Source organism: Pseudomonas sp. 382, from assembly GCF_002759075.1.
Classification (GTDB): domain Bacteria; phylum Pseudomonadota; class Gammaproteobacteria; order Pseudomonadales; family Pseudomonadaceae; genus Aquipseudomonas; species Aquipseudomonas vlassakiae.
Genome location: NZ_PEMX01000004.1, coordinates 270,073 through 285,972, shown reverse-complemented (window position 1 = coordinate 285,972; position 15,900 = coordinate 270,073). Strand labels below are relative to the sequence as shown.

The following is a 15,900-nucleotide window of genomic DNA, read 5'->3' as shown; positions in this document are numbered from 1 at the left end:
ACACCCTTATGCAGCTTGAAAAGAACACGCCCATCGACAGCGGCCTGCGCGAGCGCTTCACGCTGGTGTTGATCACCCATAACCGCCCGGCGTTCCTGCGCCGGACCTTGCATTACTACCGCGACTTCCCGGCGAGCATCCTGGTGCTCGACTCGTCGAACCAGGCCGATGCCACGCTGCAGGCGGACTACCCGCAGGTGGATTACCGCCACCTGCCGCAGTACACCTACCGCGGCCTGCAGGAAAAGCTCAGCTATGGCGTGAACGAAGTGCGCACGCCGTTCATGACCTTTGCCGCGGACGACGATTTCCTGTTGTTCGATGCCATGGCGCAGTCGGTGGAGTTTCTGACGCAGAATCCGGACTACGGCGTCTGCCATGGTTACGGCATGATGTACGTGGCGCACGGTACCGAGGTGCATTTCTATCGTCGGGACAAGCGTGTGCAGGAGGATTATTGCAGCGACGATCCGGCCCAGCGCCTGGTCGAGTTCATGGGCCAGTTCCTGCCACCGTTCTACGCGGTCACCCGTACCGACCTGCTGCAGCAGTGGTATGCGCTGTTGCCGCCGGGCACCAGCTTCGAATGGCAGGAGATTGGCCACACCTTCTATCTGCTGGCCAACGCCAAGGCGCGCATCCTGCCGATCCCCTACGCGGTGCGGGAGGCCAACCTGGGCGGCTCGGACCACAACACCAATGTGCTCACCGTGCTGGCCAACCGCGATGAGCGCAGCTGCCAGGAGCGCGAGCAGTTTGCCGAATTCCTCGCCTCGGTTCCCAGTGCAATCGGCGCGCTGGGCGTCGAACAGGCCAGGCAGGTGGCCCTGGCCGGTTTCCAGGCCATGAGCGAAGGCCTGCTCAGCGGCCGTGCCCTGCACGGTTGCATGATCGTCACCTCGCGCTGGCATGTGCCGAGCCCTGAGCCGCAGCGGATCTTCGGCAAGCAGCAGTTCGTCGAGATGCCGTTCTACAACCAGCCAATGTTCGACCTGCTGGCAGAGCTGGAATTTCTTATCCATGCCATGCCGTGCGGGCGCCTGCAGTTGCGTGAGCTGGAGGCCATTCTGGTGCGCCAGCAGGCGCTGCTGCAGGTCAACGACAATGACAACGACCGCACGCTGCGCGCACGGCTCTGGCAGGCGCTGGCGCTGAGCCCGTTCAACCGGGTGGTGGTGCAGCGTCTGCTGGCCTCGCTCGAGGCCGCCGGTGACGAGGCCGAGGCCGCGCCCTTGCGCCCTTGGCTGGCGCGTCTGGAGGCCCTGCCGAGCTACGACAGCCAGGCGTTGCTCGATGCGCTGCCGTCCGGCCAGCTGCTGACCTGGCTGGCGGCACGTGCCCCGGATGGCATTCAGCTGAACCTGGCCAGGCAACGCCTGGCCGCCGCCAACGGCGGGCCGAGCTTCGGCATCGTGCTGCTCGACCTGGAGGCGCAGATGGACAAGCTGCAGGCTACTTTCGACAGCCTGATGGCCGGGCCATGCCGTAATTTCAAGGTCGTGGTGCTGACCAGCGGCGACCTGCCGATGGCCACCCATGCAGGGCAGACCGTGCATTTCGTCAAGGCCGACGGCAAGGATCACGTGCGCATCATCAACCAGGCGGTTGCCGAGCTGGGCAGCGACTGGGTCATCCTCGCCGAGGCCGGCGATCGCTTTACCGCCAGCGGGCTGCTGCGAGCCAGCCTGGAGCTGCTGGAGGTGGAGGGTATTCGTGCGGTGGCCATGGATGAGGTGCAGGTACAGGCCGATGGCCGCCTGCGCGAAGTGCTGCGCCCGGGTACCAGCCTCGACCTGTTGCAGAGCGTGCCAGGGGCGATGGCGCGGCACTGGCTGCTGCGTCGTGATCTGGTGCTGGCCGCCGGCGGGTTCGACAGCCAGTATCCATTGGCACTGGAGTTCGACCTGCTGCTGCGTCTGATCGGCGATAAGGGCCTTGCCGGCCTGGCGCACCTTGCCGAACCGCTGCTGATCTGCGCCGCGCCAAGCGCCGACAGCCAGGACCAGGAGCGCGCGGTGCTGACCCGGCGCCTGGCCGAGCGCGGCTATACCGCCACCGTCGGCTCGGTGCATCCGGGCACTCACCAGATCGACTACCGTCATCCTGAGCGCCCTGTGGTGTCGGTGCTGTTGTACTGCCAGGACAATGCCGATGAGCTGCAGCGCTGCCTGGTCAGCGTCCTGCAGCGCACCCGTTACCAGAACCACGAGATAGTCATTGCCGACAACGCCAGCCAATCGCCACCGCTGCGCGAGTGGCTGGCCAGCCTGGCGGCCGCTGGCAGCCGCGTGCGGGTGGTCCGCAGCGAACAGCCGCTGGCGCCTGTGGCCATGCTCAACCTCGCCAGCCGTGAGGCCCGGGGCGAGTACCTGGTCCTGCTCGACAGCGCGGCCGAGGTGCTCAACGCCAATTGGCTGGAAGGCCTGCTAAACCAGGCTCAGCGCCCCGAGGTCGGGGTGGTCGGCGGCAAGCTGCTGGGGGCCGATGGCAAGGTGGTCGAGGCCGGGCTGGTGCTGGCGGGACAGGCGGGCATCCGCCCGGCGTTCCAGGGCGCGGCCAAGGATGCGCCGGGTTACTTGCAACGCCTGCAGGTGGAGCACAACGTGGCGGCGGTCTCCGGCTGCCTGATGGTGCGCACGCAGGTGCTGCACGCTCTGGGTGGCCTGGATGAGCAGCTGGCCACCCTCCGCGCCGCGCAGGTGGACCTGTGCCTGCAGGTTGCCGGGGCGGGTCTGCTGGTGGTCTGGACCCCGCAGGCTCAGGTGGTGCGCCATGGTGACGTGGAGCAACTGGTGGCCCCGGCGCATGCGCATGATCCGTTCTATAACGCCGCCCACAGCCGCTGCGCGGCGTTGTTCACCCTGGATCCGCACAGCCGGGTGGAGTGGCAGGCGCTGTGCAGCTGAACGCTGCCTGCTGAGCGATGAACGCCATGGGCGCCCCCGCGCCCATGGCGTTTTCGTTTGCATCAGCCAGGCGCTTTGCCCATTCGACAAAAAGAGCGTGACTTGAGAGTCAGAACGCGCATCTTCACTGTATATTGTCGAAACCGGGAACCGCCGCGTCGCCCCCGGACAAACCGCCAAGGATCGGATCAACCGTATCGCTTGGCGTTTTGCCGTTCGGCCCAGGCGGGTATTTCGCTGTTACTGAATTGGGAAGCCATATGATTGGCATTAAAAGCATCGCCAGTTACGTGCCGGTCGAAGGCGTGGACAACTACGCCCAAGGCGCGAAATTCGGCAAGGACCAGGATTTCATCTTTGGCAAGATCGGTTCGACCTTCTTGCCACGCAAGGAAGCCGCGCAGGAAACCTCCGACCTCTGCGTAGAGGCCGTGAACAACCTGTTCGCCGCCAATCCGTCGCTGGACCCGGCAAGCATCGATGCGGTGATCGTGGTCACCCAGAACGGGGATGCCGAAGGGCTGCCGCACACTGCGGCGATCGTCCAGCACAAGCTGGGCCTGTCGACGGCCGTCGCCGCTTTCGATATCTCCCTGGGTTGCTCGGGCTACGTGTATGGCTTGTATGCCATGAAGGGCTTCATGGAAGCCGCTGGCCTGAAGAACGGCCTGCTGATCACCGCCGACCCCTATTCGAAGATCGTCGACCCCGAAGACCGCAACACCACCATGCTGTTCGGTGATGCCGCCACCGCCACCTGGATGGGCGAGGGCGCAGCCTGGCAACTGGGCAAGTCGCTGTTCGGCAGCGACGGTGGTGGTGCCGAGCATCTGCGTACCACCGATGGCAAGTTCTTCATGAATGGTCGCCAGGTCTACAACTTCGCCCTGGTCAAGGTGCCGGCGCACCTGCAGCAACTGCTCGAAACCAGCGAGCTGCAGGCCGGCGACATCGACCTGTACTGCCTGCATCAGGGCAGCGCGGCGATCGTCGATGCGGTGTCGGCGCGCTTCATCGAAGGCGAGCACAAGCAGAAGTTCGTCAAGGACATGGTCGAGACCGGCAATACCGTGTCGTCGAGCATTCCGCTGCTGCTGGAAAAGCACGTGCTCGGCTCCCAGCACAAGCGCGTGGCCCTGAGCGGTTTCGGCGTCGGTCTGTCCTGGGGCTCGGCAATCATCGAGCGCCGCGATTGAGCGAACAGTGCTGAAGCAGACGCCGCCGTTTCCAGGCGGCGTTTTCTTTTCTGCGTGGCTGCCGCCAGTGCCTGCATTCTGGCGTCAAGACCTTGATTTCATTGAGCTGGCAGGATGCCAGCAAATTTTTTCGAAAATCCGCTAAAGAAACCCGCCCTGACGAAGATAACTATTACGAAGGTTCTCTGTGCCACACCCGGCGAATTGCCAAGGCCGGAAGCCGTAGTACCCAATCCAACGAGGAATTCGTCATGGCTTTGACCGTTAACACCAACACCACCTCTCTGGGCGTTCAGAAAAACCTGAACCGTGCTTCCGATGCTCTGAGCACCTCGATGACCCGTCTGTCTTCCGGCCTGAAAATCAACAGCGCCAAAGACGACGCCGCCGGCCTGCAGATCGCTACCCGTATGACCTCGCAGATCCGCGGTCAGACCATGGCAATCAAAAACGCCAACGACGGTATCTCGGTTGCCCAGACCGCTGAAGGCGCGATGCAAGAGCAGACCAACATCCTGCAGCGTATGCGTGAACTGGCCGTCCAGTCGCGTAACGACACCAACAGCAAGGACGACCGCGACGCTCTGAACAAAGAGTTCGCCCAGATGTCCGACGAACTGAGCCGTATCGCCAAGTCCACCCAGCTGAACGGCAAGAACCTGCTGGACGGCAGCGCTGGCGTACTGACCTTCCAGGTCGGTTCCAACTCCGGTGCCAACAACCAGATCAGCATCCGTCTGGACAGCGGTTTCGATGCCCAGACCCTGAGCGTCGACTCGGCCGCCATCGCCATCACCGGTTCGACCAGCGCCGAAGCTGAAGCCAGCATGAACGCTGCGCTGGACGCGATCGACAAGGCTCTGCAGACCATCAACACCACCCGTGCCGACCTGGGTGCTTCGCAGAACCGTCTGACCTCTACCGTCAACAACCTGCAGAACATCAACGAGAACGCCGAAGCCGCTCGTAGCCGTGTTCAGGACACCGACTTCGCTGCCGAAACTGCTCAGCTGACCAAGCAGCAGACCCTGCAGCAAGCTTCGACTTCGGTTCTGGCCCAGGCCAACCAGCTGCCTTCCGCTGTACTGAAACTGCTTCAGTAATCGCTGATGGCGACCGGCGGGGGAGTGCACGTTGAGGCGCTTCCCCGCCTTTTCATTGCGAGGTGGTAAGTCATGGACATGAGCGTCAAGCTGAACCTGTCCTACCCGACTGCTCGTCCGGCCGAACCGGCCGCCGACAAGCCGGTTGCCCGCACGGCTGAAGCGCCGCGTGGCAGTGGTATGCTGGAGGACAAGGCAGTCACGGCTGCCGAGCAGGCACACGATGCCGAAAAGGTGAAAAACGCCGTTTCGGAAATCGAGAAGTTTCTCAGTTCGACCCGACGCAACCTGGAGTTCTCCACTGATGAGGAATCCGGCAAGATCGTGGTCAAAGTCATCGCCAGCGAGACTGGAGAGCTGATTCGCCAGTTGCCTTCGGAAGAGGCCCTGCGAATCGCCCACAGCCTGAGCGATGTAAACAGTCTTTTGTTCGACGCCAAGGCCTGACCGGCGGCGAATGCCGGAAGGCGAGATTCATGTCAGTCTTGCAGGAGCAGGACTGACGCTTCGAAAAGAGGGATAACGTTATGGCGAGCACACTCGTTTCCAGTATCGGTCAAGGTACTGGTCTGAACATCACTGACATGGTCAATGCATTGGTCACCGCTGATACTGCCGCCAAAAAGGCGCAGATCACCCGGCAGACCAGCAACAACTCGGCCATGATCTCGGGTGTGGGCTCGCTGCGCAGTGCCCTCACCGCGTATCAGGACGCGATGAAGAAGCTCAACGACCCGAAAGCGCCGTCGTTCAATGCTTATGCAGCGAAGTCGGCCAACGAGTCGGTGGTCAAGGTCACCGCAGGCAACACGGCAGTCGCCGGTAGCTACGACATCATGGTCAACAAGTTGGCCACTGGCTCCAAGGTGGCCAGCCAGTCGTTCGCCGGGGGCTCGACCTCGGCCATCAGCGCCGGCCAGCTCAGTGTCAGCCAGGGTGGCAACACCTGGAAGCTCGACATTGCCAGTGGTGCGACCCTGGAAAGCGTGCGCGACCAGATCAACAAAGAGCTTGGCGTCCAAGGTATCTCGGCCAACATCGTCAACGGCGAGGGTGGTGCGCGCCTGGTGCTGAGCTCGACCACCACTGGTGCTGGCTCCGACCTGTCACTCACCGGGATCCCCGAGCTTGAGATCGATGGCACCACGCAGATGACCGCGGCCGGTGGCGCGGGCTACATCACCGCCCTGGCTCAGGATGCCGAGCTGACCATCGACGGGCTGAAGGTGACCAGTGCCAAGAACACCGTGGACAATGCCATCAGTGGCATGACCCTGGAGCTCACCGGTACCACGCCGGCTGGCAGCACCACCGGGACCAGTGTCACGGTGTCGGCGGACAACGATGGTCTGCAGAAGTCGATCCAGTCGTTCGTCGATGCCTACAACACCTTGCAGAAGGCGATCACTTCGCTGACCTCGACTTCCAAGGATGACAACGACAACCTGGTGCTCGGCCCGCTGACCAACGACCCTACCACCCGTTCTTTGGTCAACGATATCCGCAAGGTGCTCTCGGAAGTGGGGGCGGGCAGCCAACTGACCACCCTGAGCCAGTTGGGTATCAATACCACCAAGGATGGCACCCTGGAGTTCAACTCCACCAAGTTCACGGCTGCGATGAGCGACAAGAAGCTGGGTTCGGAAGTGCAGGAGTTGTTCACTGGCACCAATGGCATCTTCGATCGCATGAACAAGGCCATCGATCCCTACAACTCCAGCGATGGCAGCCTTGCCACGCGCAAGGCCAGCCTGGACAAGGTCGCCAAGAACCTGGCTGACCAGCAGTTGGCATTGGACCGTCGCACCGAGTCGCTGACCGAGTCGCTGACCAAGAAGTTCGTAGCAATGGACACTGCGGTGGCCAAGCTCAATGCCCAGGCCAATCAGATCAAGTCGGTGTTCGATGCGCTGAACGCCCAGGCGAAGAACTCCTGATCGGCATCGCGACGCGAAGACACCAGCAAAGCGACAAAAGCCCGGCAGCGCCAGCAAGCGCGCCGGGCTTTTCGTTTTGCCGCTAAAGTTTTTTGACGTCTCGGCGATACACAGGGTACAAGCAACCTTTTTGCAGCAACGAGGTAGATCCATGAACCCGATGTTGGCCCTTCGGCAATACCAGAAAGTCAACGGCGTGGCCCAGACATCCGAAGCCAGTCCTCACCGCCTGGTGCAGATGCTCATGCAGGGCGGGCTGGACCGCATGGCGCAGGCCAAGGGTGCGATTGCGCGCAACGATATCGCCCAGAAAGGCATCCTGATCGGCAAGGCCATCGACATCATCGGCGGCCTGCGCGAGGGCCTGGATCTGGAAAACCACGCCGACAGCCTGGCCGAACTGGACAGCCTGTACACCTACATGAGCCGCCGCCTGATCGAAGCCAACGCCAAGAGCGACCCGGCCATCATCGATGAAGTGGCGCGGCTGCTGATTACCGTCAAGGAAGGTTGGGACGCCATCGGCGAGCAGTCGTCGGCTTCCTGAGCCAGGAGGAGGGTGCCATGAGCGATGTAATCGCCCGAATCGAACAGACCCGCCGGTTGTTGCTGACGGCGCTGGAGAAGCGCGACTGGGATGCAGTGGGTGAACTGGATCTCGATTGCCGCTTGCGCATCAACGATGTGCTGGGCGAGGCGCACGGGCAGGAAGCCGACGTTCGCGACAGTCTTGAGCAATTGCTGGCCGTTTACCGGCAACTGATTGAAGTTGCAAGTGGTGAGCGTCAATCAATAGTCGACGAGATGACACAAATCCGTCAGGCGAAAAATGCCGCTAAGGTATACCATCTGTTCAGCTGACCACAGATGTGCAAAAAGCCGGGCGCCATTAATTTGACTGCATCGGCTTTTTTGACTTTACTAGTGGCTGTTTTCGAATTCCAGACGTCCGAACACTGACCATTCAGTCGGAGATGTCGAGCATGCCCTGAAAAGGGCGCCGATATGACTAGGGAAGTTGCTATTGCATGTGGCGTGAAACCAAGATTCTCCTGATCGATGACGACAGTGCACGCCGCCGCGATCTGGCGGTGGTCCTGAACTTTCTCGGCGAAGAAAACCTCCCTTGCTCCAGCCAGGACTGGCAGCAAGTCGTAGGGAGCCTGTCTTCGAGTCGTGAAGTGCTCTGCGTGCTGATCGGTACCGTCAATGCCCCGGGCAGTGTCCTTGGGCTGCTTAAGACAGTGGCTGGGTGGGATGAGTTCCTTCCGGTTTTGCTGATTGGTGAAATTTCTTCTGTGGAGTTCCCGGAAGAGTTGCGCCGTCGGGTCCTGTCCAACCTTGAAATGCCGCCGAGCTACAGCCAGTTGCTCGATTCGCTGCACCGCGCCCAGGTCTATCGCGAGATGTACGACCAGGCGCGGGAGCGCGGTCGGCAGCGCGAGCCCAACCTGTTCCGCAGCCTGGTCGGCACCAGCCGTGCCATCCAGCACGTGCGGCAGATGATGCAGCAGGTGGCCGATACCGACGCCAGCGTGTTGATCCTTGGCGAGTCCGGCACTGGCAAGGAGGTGGTCGCGCGCAACCTGCACTACCACTCCAAGCGCCGCGAAGCGCCGTTCGTGCCGGTCAACTGCGGGGCGATCCCTGCCGAATTGCTGGAAAGCGAACTGTTCGGCCATGAGAAGGGCGCCTTCACCGGCGCGATCACCAGCCGTGCCGGGCGCTTCGAGCTGGCCAATGGCGGTACGCTGTTCCTCGACGAGATCGGCGACATGCCGTTGCCGATGCAGGTCAAGCTGCTGCGTGTGCTGCAGGAACGTACCTTCGAGCGCGTGGGCAGCAACAAGACCCAGAGCATCGACGTGCGCATCATTGCGGCGACGCACAAGAACCTCGAAACCATGATCGAGGGTGGGACGTTCCGCGAAGACCTGTACTACCGCCTCAATGTGTTCCCGATCGAGATGGCGCCACTGCGCGAGCGCGTGGAAGACATCCCGTTGCTGATGAACGAGCTGATTTCGCGCATGGAGCACGAGAAGCGCGGTTCGATCCGCTTCAACTCCGCCTCGATCATGTCGCTGTGCCGGCATGGCTGGCCGGGCAACGTGCGGGAGCTGGCCAACCTGGTCGAGCGCATGGCGATCATGCATCCGTATGGGGTGATCGGGGTGTCGGAGCTGCCGAAGAAGTTCCGTTACATCGATGACGAGGACGAGCAGCTGGTCGACAGCCTGCGCAGCGACCTGGAAGAGCGCGTGGCAATCAATGGCCATGCGCCGAACTTCAGCAATCATGCGATGTTGCCGCCGGAGGGCCTGGACCTGAAGGATTACCTCGGTAGCCTCGAGCAGGGCCTGATCCAGCAGGCGCTGGACGATGCCAACGGTATCGTTGCTCGCGCGGCTGAACGTTTGCGCATTCGCCGCACCACCCTGGTCGAGAAGATGCGCAAATACGGCATGAGCCGCCAGGGCGGCGAGGATCAGGCGGAAGACTGATTCGCTTTGGGTGCATGGCTTGAGTTGGATGTTCGGGTGTAGATCGAGCGCCGCCCGCGCGGCGCATCGCGGGCAAGCCCGCTCCCACATTTGTTTCGGGCCAGTCACTCCTGCTAAGCCAACAGGGACCTCCTTGTTGGCATGGCGATGCATCTCGGTTGGCGCTGATGCCGCTCCATCTGTTTCCAGTCATGCACAAAGGCGGCTCCTGTTGGCGGCACAGAAGTGATTGGCCCGAAACAAATGTGGGAGCGGGCTTGCCCGCGATGCGCCGCGCGGGCGGCGCTCGATCTACGCCCCAACACAGTCCTCAAGCCATCCACTCTCAGCCAATCCCCCATCCCCGGCACGGCTATTGCTACACCGCTGGCAACACACCGTTTTTATGACGGTCAGCCACGCGAGAGAGCACGATGCCCCAGGCCGCCCACTTTTCCCGAGTTCCTGATCCGCAAGGGCGTACCCCGGTCGAACAGGAGAGTCGACAGGGGCTGGATCAGGCATTCGCCCTGTTCGATCAGGTGTCTACCCAGCTCAACCAGTCCTACAGCATGCTCGAAGCCCGCGTCAGCGAGCTCAAGGGCGAGCTGGCGGTAGTCGGCCAGCAGCGCATGGCCGAGCTGAACGAGAAAGAACGCCTGGCCAACCGCCTGCAGAACCTGCTCGACCTGCTGCCGGGCGGGGTGATCGTGATCGACGACCAGGGCCTGGTGCGAGAAGCCAACCCGGCAGCCTGTCAATTGCTCGGCGAGCCCCTGGTCGGCCAGCTGTGGCGCCAGGTGATTGCCCGCAGCTTCGCCCCGCGCAAGGATGATGGCCATGAGGTCTCGCTGCGTGATGGTCGGCGCCTGTCCATTGCCACTCGCTCGCTGGACGCTGAGCCCGGCCAGCTGGTGTTGCTCAACGACCTGACTGAAACCCGTCGCCTGCAGGATCAGCTGGCGCGCCATGAGCGCCTGTCGTCGCTGGGGCGCATGGTCGCCTCGCTGGCGCATCAGATCCGTACGCCGTTGTCGGCGGCCATGCTCTATGCCAGCCATCTGGCCGACAGCGAGCGTGAACTTGCGCCAGAAACCCGCCAGCGCTTCGCCGGTAGCCTCAAGGAGCGCTTGCACGAACTGGAGCACCAGGTGCGTGACATGCTGGTGTTTGCCCGCGGCGAGCTGCCACTGGGTGATCGGGTGACCCCGAAGGGCCTGTTCCAGGCCCTGCAACAAGCGGCCCAGGCCCATGTGCAAGGGCACGCGGTGCGCTGGCAGTGCGACTGCCATCTGGGTGAGTTGCTGTGCAATCGCGACACCCTGGTAGGCGCCTTGCTCAACCTGATCGAGAACGCTTTACAGGCCAGCGACAGCCCGGCGCGGCTCAAGGTGCACCTGTTCCGTCGCCAGCACACCCTGCATTTGACTGTCAGCGATGCCGGCAGCGGTATCGATGCGCAGCTGCTGGGGCGCCTGGGTGAACCGTTCCTGACCACCAAGGCCACCGGTACCGGGCTCGGTTTGGCGGTGGTCAACGCCGTGGTGCGTGCGCACCAGGGCACGCTTGCGCTGCGTTCGAAAGTCGGGCGTGGCACCTGTGTAAAGGTGGAGCTGCCGTTGATAAGCGGGCAGGCAGCGGAGGTCGTGTGATGGCAATCAAAGTGCTGCTGGTCGAGGACGACCGCGTCTTGCGCCAGGCGCTGGGCGATACCCTGGAAATCGGCGGGTTTGCCTTCGATGCGGTCGGCAGCGCCGAAGAGGCGCTGGAGGCGGTGGCGGGCGAGGCTTACAGCCTGGTGGTCAGCGACGTGAACATGCCGGGCATGGACGGTCATCAGTTGCTGGCCAGGCTGCGACGGCAGCATCCACAGTTGCCGGTGTTGCTGATGACCGCCCACGCGGCCGTCGAACGCGCGGTGCAGGCCATGCGTGAGGGGGCTGCGGATTACCTGGTCAAGCCGTTCGAGCCCAAGGCGTTGCTGAGCCTGGTCGAGCGGCATGCCGCCGGGCGCCTGACTGCAGCCGACAACGAGGGGCCGGTGGCGTGCGAGGCCGCCAGCCGGCAGTTGCTGGAGCTGGCAGCGCGTGTGGCCCGCAGCGACTCGACCGTGCTCATTTCCGGCGAGTCGGGCACCGGCAAGGAAGTATTGGCGCGCTACATCCATCAGCAGTCGCCGCGGGCGGCCCAGCCCTTCGTTGCGATCAACTGCGCGGCGATCCCGGACAACATGCTCGAGGCCACGCTGTTCGGCCACGAGAAAGGTGCCTTCACAGGGGCCATCGCTGCCCAGGCCGGCAAGTTCGAGCAGGCCGAGGGCGGCACCTTGCTGCTCGACGAGATTTCCGAGATGCCCCTTGGCCTGCAGGCCAAGTTGTTGCGGGTGCTGCAGGAGCGCGAGGTGGAGCGGGTCGGTGGGCGCAAGCCGATCGCCCTGAACATCCGCGTGCTGGCTACCAGCAACCGCGACATGGCGGGCGAAGTGGCGGCGGGGCGCTTCCGCGAAGACCTGTACTACCGCCTTTCGGTGTTCCCGCTGGCCTGGCAGCCACTGCGCGAGCGTGCTGGCGATATCCTGCCGCTGGCCGAGCGCTTGCTCGCTCGCCACGTGGCGAAGATGCAGCATGCGCCGGTGCGGCTGTCTGCCGGCGCGCGTGCCTGCCTGCAGGCGCATGCCTGGCCGGGCAACGTGCGCGAGCTGGACAATGCTCTGCAGCGGGCGTTGATCCTGCAGCAGGGCGGGGTGATCGAGGCGGCAGATTTTTGTCTGGCAGGCGCCATTCCATTGTCGGCTGCAGGGGGCGCCGCTGAATCGCCATCGCCTGCACAGGTGGCGCTGGACTCCGGTGGCCTGGGTGACGACATGCGTCGCCATGAATTTCAGATGATCATCGACACCCTGCGCGCCGAGCGTGGGCGGCGCAAGGAAGCTGCCGAAAAACTGGGCATCAGCCCGCGTACCTTGCGCTACAAGCTGGCGCAGATGCGGGATGCCGGGCTCGATGTGGAAGCCAGCCTGTTTGGCTGAAACAGTCATTTATAGGTTTGCGGGGCGGGCTGGCACATGAGTTGCTAGTTCAGCGCTATCCGCCGCATGAGTGTCAAAAAAATGCGGCCGCCGGAGAGAGAAGGTCATGAGCCAAGGTGTTGAATTCAATCGTCTGATGTTGGACATGCGGGCCATGCAGGCCGATGCCATGTCGTTGCCCAAAGCCACTGTCGCCGCCGAACTGGCGCCTGGCCAAAGCAGCTTTGCCGACATGCTTGGCCAGGCCATCGGCAAGGTCAACCAGACCCAGCAGGCGTCGACCCAGCTCGCCAATGCCTTCGAGATCGGCAAGAGCGGCGTCGACCTGACCGACGTGATGATTGCCTCGCAGAAAGCCAGTGTGTCCATGCAGGCATTGACCCAGGTACGCAACAAGCTGGTCCAGGCGTACCAGGACATCATGCAGATGCCGGTTTGAGGGCGGAAGTAAGTCATGGCTGAAGCAGTCGTCGAAAACGCCCCCGCCAAGAGCGGTGCGCCAGGTTCCAAGCCACCGTTCCTGAACATGGCGTTCCTGGAGAACATCTCGCAGATGCCCATGCTGCGTCAGGTCGGCCTGCTGGTCGGTTTGGCAGCCAGCGTGGCGATCGGCTTCGCCGTGGTGCTGTGGTCGCAACAACCGGATTACCGGCCGCTGTACGGCAGCCTGGCTGGCATGGACACCAAGCAGGTCATGGACACCCTGGCCTCTGCAGACATCCCCTATCACGTCGAGCCCAACTCCGGTGCTCTGCTGGTCAAGGCCGACGACCTCTCCCGTGCGCGCCTGAAGCTGGCGGCTGCCGGCGTCGCGCCGAGCGATGGCACTGTCGGCTTCGAACTGCTCGACAAGGAGCAGGGGCTGGGCACCAGCCAGTTCATGGAAACCACCCGTTATCGCCGCGGCCTGGAAGGTGAACTGGCGCGAACCGTTTCCAGCCTGAACAACGTCAAGGCCGCCCGCGTGCACCTGGCGATCCCGAAAAGCTCGGTATTCGTGCGTGACGAGCGCAAGCCCAGCGCCTCGGTGCTGGTCGAACTGTACCCGGGCCGTTCGCTGGAAGCGGGCCAGGTCATGGCTATTGTCAACCTGGTCGCTACCAGTGTGCCCGAGCTGGACAAGTCGCAAGTGACCGTGGTCGACCAGCGCGGCAACCTGCTCTCCGAGCAGTTGCAGGACACCGCACTGACCATGGCCGGCAAGCAGTTCGACTACAGCCGCCGCATGGAAGGCATGCTGACCCAGCGTGTGCACAACATCCTGCAGCCGGTGCTGGGCAATGACCGTTACAAGGCCGAAGTCTCCGCCGACCTGGACTTCAGTGCGGTCGAGTCGACCTCCGAACAGTTCAATCCGGACCAGCCGGCGCTGCGCAGCGAGCAGGCAGTCAATGAACAGCGCGCCAGCAGCCAAGGCCCGCAGGGCGTGCCGGGCGCGCTGAGCAACCAGCCGCCAGGGCCGGCGTCGGCGCCGCAAACCACCGGGGGTACAGCCGGGGCGGCCGCTGCCATCCAGCCTGGCCAGCCGCTGGTGGATGCCAACGGTCAACAGATCATGGACCCGGCCACCGGCCAGCCGATGCTGGCGCCGTACCCGTCGGACAAGCGTGAGCAGACCACCAAGAACTTCGAGCTGGACCGTTCGATCAGCCACACCCGTCAGCAGCAGGGTCGCCTGACCCGCTTGTCGGTGGCGGTAGTGGTCGACGACCAGGTCAAGGTCGATGCCAATGGCGAAACCACGCGTGCGCCTTGGGGTGCCGAAGACCTGGCGCGCTTCACGCGCTTGGTGCAGGACGCGGTGGGCTTCGATGCCAGCCGTGGCGACAGTGTGACCGTGATCAACGTGCCGTTCGCCGCCGACCGTGGCGAAGAGATCGCCGATATCGCGTTCTACCAGCAGCCGTGGTTCTGGGACATCGTCAAGCAGGTGCTGGGCGTGCTGTTCATCCTGGTGCTGGTGTTCGGCGTGCTGCGTCCGGTGCTCAACAACATCACTGGTGGCGGCAAGCAGGCTGCTGCGGACAGCGACATGGAACTGGGCGGGATGATCGGTCTGGATGGCGAACTGGCCAACGACCGTGTCAGCCTCGGTGGCCCGTCAAGCATTCTGTTGCCGAGCCCGACCGAGGGTTACGAAGCACAGCTCAACGCAATCAAAGGCCTGGTGGCCGAAGACCCGGGCCGTGTAGCCCAGGTCGTCAAAGAGTGGATCAACGCCGATGAGTGACAATCGAGCCATTACCGCCAAGCTGAGCCGTGTCGACAAGGCAGCCATCCTGCTGCTGTCGCTCGGTGAGACCGATGCAGCACAAGTGCTGCGACACATGGGCCCGAAGGAAGTGCAGCGGGTCGGTGTGGCGATGGCGCAGATGGGCACCGTGCACCGCGAGCAGGTCGAGCAGGTGATGAGCGAGTTCGTCGAGATCGTCGGCGACCAGACCAGCCTGGGCGTGGGCTCTGACGCCTATATCCGCAAGATGCTCAACCAGGCCCTGGGCGAGGACAAGGCCAACGGCCTGGTCGACCGCATCCTGCTCGGTGGCAACACCAGCGGCCTGGACAGCCTCAAGTGGATGGAGCCGCGTGCCGTGGCCGATGTGATCCGCTACGAGCACCCGCAAATCCAGGCCATCGTGGTCGCCTATCTCGACCCCGACCAGGCCGGTGAAGTGCTGAGCAACTTCGACCACAAGGTGCGCCTGGACATCGTCCTGCGCGTATCGTCGCTCAATACCGTGCAGCCGGCGGCGCTCAAGGAGCTGAACCAGATCCTCGAGAAGCAGTTCTCGGGCAACTCCAACGCTGCGCGCACCACCCTGGGTGGCATCAAGCGCGCCGCCGACATCATGAACTTCCTCGACAGTTCGGTGGAAGGTGCGCTGATGGACGCGATCCGCGAGATCGACAGCGACCTGTCGGAGCAGATCGAAGACCTGATGTTCGTCTTCAACAACCTGGCCGACGTCGACGACCGTGGCATCCAGGCACTGCTGCGCGAGGTCTCTTCCGACGTGCTGGTGGTGTCGCTCAAGGGTGCCGACGAGCGGGTCAAGGACAAGATCTTCAAGAACATGTCCAAGCGTGCCTCCGAGCTGCTGCGCGACGACCTCGAGGCCAAGGGCCCGGTGCGCGTGAGCGACGTGGAAACGGCGCAGAAGGAAATCCTCACCATCGCCCGCCGCATGGCCGAGGCCGGCGAGATCGTACTCGGCGGCAAGGGTGCCGAGGAAATGATCTGATCCTG

The 15,900-nt window shown here is 63.2% G+C and carries 13 protein-coding genes; all 13 read left to right on the top strand.

Going from position 1 to position 15,900, the window contains the following annotated elements; genetic code table 11:
* The first annotated feature begins 8 nt into the window (after positions 1–8).
* The 13 genes from CQW31_RS07660 to fliG all read left to right on the top strand — a co-directional run bounded on the left by CQW31_RS07660 (position 9) and on the right by fliG (position 15,895).
* Complete coding sequence (locus tag CQW31_RS07660; RefSeq protein ID WP_099814211.1) at positions 9–2,906, top strand: TIGR00180 family glycosyltransferase; 2,898 nt, start codon at positions 9–11, stop codon at positions 2,904–2,906.
* Between the two features lie 260 nt (positions 2,907–3,166).
* Positions 3,167–4,102: a ketoacyl-ACP synthase III gene (locus CQW31_RS07655; protein ID WP_099814210.1), complete on the top strand. Its 936-nt coding sequence runs from the start codon at positions 3,167–3,169 to the stop codon at positions 4,100–4,102.
* Between the two features lie 251 nt (positions 4,103–4,353).
* Complete coding sequence (locus tag CQW31_RS07650) at positions 4,354–5,205, top strand: flagellin domain-containing protein (RefSeq protein WP_054886307.1); 852 nt, start codon at positions 4,354–4,356, stop codon at positions 5,203–5,205.
* A 72-nt stretch (positions 5,206–5,277) separates the two neighbouring features.
* Entirely contained in the window at positions 5,278–5,652 is a 375-nt protein-coding gene (locus CQW31_RS07645; RefSeq protein WP_054886306.1) for a flagellar protein FlaG, read from the top strand.
* An 80-nt stretch (positions 5,653–5,732) separates the two neighbouring features.
* On the top strand, positions 5,733–7,142 hold the full coding sequence (gene fliD / locus CQW31_RS07640) for a flagellar filament capping protein FliD (RefSeq protein ID WP_099814209.1): 1,410 nt from the start codon (positions 5,733–5,735) through the stop codon (positions 7,140–7,142).
* Between the two features lie 151 nt (positions 7,143–7,293).
* Positions 7,294–7,689, top strand: a complete 396-nt coding sequence (gene fliS / locus CQW31_RS07635) for a flagellar export chaperone FliS (protein WP_054886304.1) — start codon at positions 7,294–7,296, stop codon at positions 7,687–7,689.
* A gap of 17 nt (positions 7,690–7,706) precedes the next feature.
* A complete protein-coding gene (locus tag CQW31_RS07630) occupies positions 7,707–8,003 on the top strand; it encodes a flagellar protein FliT (protein ID WP_099814208.1) in 297 nt (98 codons plus the stop codon).
* A 167-nt stretch (positions 8,004–8,170) separates the two neighbouring features.
* On the top strand, positions 8,171–9,646 hold the full coding sequence (gene fleQ / locus CQW31_RS07625) for a transcriptional regulator FleQ (RefSeq protein WP_099814207.1): 1,476 nt from the start codon (positions 8,171–8,173) through the stop codon (positions 9,644–9,646).
* A 413-nt stretch (positions 9,647–10,059) separates the two neighbouring features.
* A complete protein-coding gene (locus CQW31_RS07610; RefSeq protein WP_054887160.1) occupies positions 10,060–11,277 on the top strand; it encodes a PAS domain-containing sensor histidine kinase in 1,218 nt (405 codons plus the stop codon).
* The gene (locus CQW31_RS07605; protein ID WP_099814205.1) at positions 11,277–12,653 is read left to right on the top strand and encodes a sigma-54 dependent transcriptional regulator; all 1,377 of its coding nucleotides are present in this window, start codon (positions 11,277–11,279) and stop codon (positions 12,651–12,653) included. Before CQW31_RS07610 ends, CQW31_RS07605 begins: the two co-directional genes overlap by 1 nt.
* Before the next feature lie 106 nt (positions 12,654–12,759).
* A complete protein-coding gene (gene fliE, locus CQW31_RS07600; protein WP_054887158.1) occupies positions 12,760–13,092 on the top strand; it encodes a flagellar hook-basal body complex protein FliE in 333 nt (110 codons plus the stop codon).
* 15 nt (positions 13,093–13,107) lie between these two features.
* Positions 13,108–14,883, top strand: a complete 1,776-nt coding sequence (gene fliF / locus CQW31_RS07595; RefSeq protein WP_054887157.1) for a flagellar basal-body MS-ring/collar protein FliF — start codon at positions 13,108–13,110, stop codon at positions 14,881–14,883.
* The gene (gene fliG / locus CQW31_RS07590; protein WP_054887156.1) at positions 14,876–15,895 is read left to right on the top strand and encodes a flagellar motor switch protein FliG; all 1,020 of its coding nucleotides are present in this window, start codon (positions 14,876–14,878) and stop codon (positions 15,893–15,895) included. Before fliF ends, fliG begins: the two co-directional genes overlap by 8 nt.
* Positions 15,896–15,900 lie beyond the last annotated feature (5 nt).

What these genes read in the sequence shown, in the direction of transcription:
- CQW31_RS07610 (WP_054887160.1), top strand. Translation starts at nt 10,060, where the DNA reads ATGCCCCAGGCCGCCCACTTTTCCCGAGTTCCTGATCCGCAAGGGCGT.
- CQW31_RS07605 (WP_099814205.1), top strand. Translation starts at nt 11,277, where the DNA reads ATGGCAATCAAAGTGCTGCTGGTCGAGGACGACCGCGTCTTGCGCCAG.
- CQW31_RS07650 (WP_054886307.1), top strand. Translation starts at nt 4,354, where the DNA reads ATGGCTTTGACCGTTAACACCAACACCACCTCTCTGGGCGTTCAGAAA.
- fleQ (WP_099814207.1), top strand. Translation starts at nt 8,171, where the DNA reads ATGTGGCGTGAAACCAAGATTCTCCTGATCGATGACGACAGTGCACGC.
- fliD (WP_099814209.1), top strand. Translation starts at nt 5,733, where the DNA reads ATGGCGAGCACACTCGTTTCCAGTATCGGTCAAGGTACTGGTCTGAAC.
- fliS (WP_054886304.1), top strand. Translation starts at nt 7,294, where the DNA reads ATGAACCCGATGTTGGCCCTTCGGCAATACCAGAAAGTCAACGGCGTG.
- CQW31_RS07655 (WP_099814210.1), top strand. Translation starts at nt 3,167, where the DNA reads ATGATTGGCATTAAAAGCATCGCCAGTTACGTGCCGGTCGAAGGCGTG.
- CQW31_RS07660 (WP_099814211.1), top strand. Translation starts at nt 9, where the DNA reads ATGCAGCTTGAAAAGAACACGCCCATCGACAGCGGCCTGCGCGAGCGC.
- fliE (WP_054887158.1), top strand. Translation starts at nt 12,760, where the DNA reads ATGAGCCAAGGTGTTGAATTCAATCGTCTGATGTTGGACATGCGGGCC.
- fliG (WP_054887156.1), top strand. Translation starts at nt 14,876, where the DNA reads ATGAGTGACAATCGAGCCATTACCGCCAAGCTGAGCCGTGTCGACAAG.
- CQW31_RS07630 (WP_099814208.1), top strand. Translation starts at nt 7,707, where the DNA reads ATGAGCGATGTAATCGCCCGAATCGAACAGACCCGCCGGTTGTTGCTG.
- fliF (WP_054887157.1), top strand. Translation starts at nt 13,108, where the DNA reads ATGGCTGAAGCAGTCGTCGAAAACGCCCCCGCCAAGAGCGGTGCGCCA.
- CQW31_RS07645 (WP_054886306.1), top strand. Translation starts at nt 5,278, where the DNA reads ATGGACATGAGCGTCAAGCTGAACCTGTCCTACCCGACTGCTCGTCCG.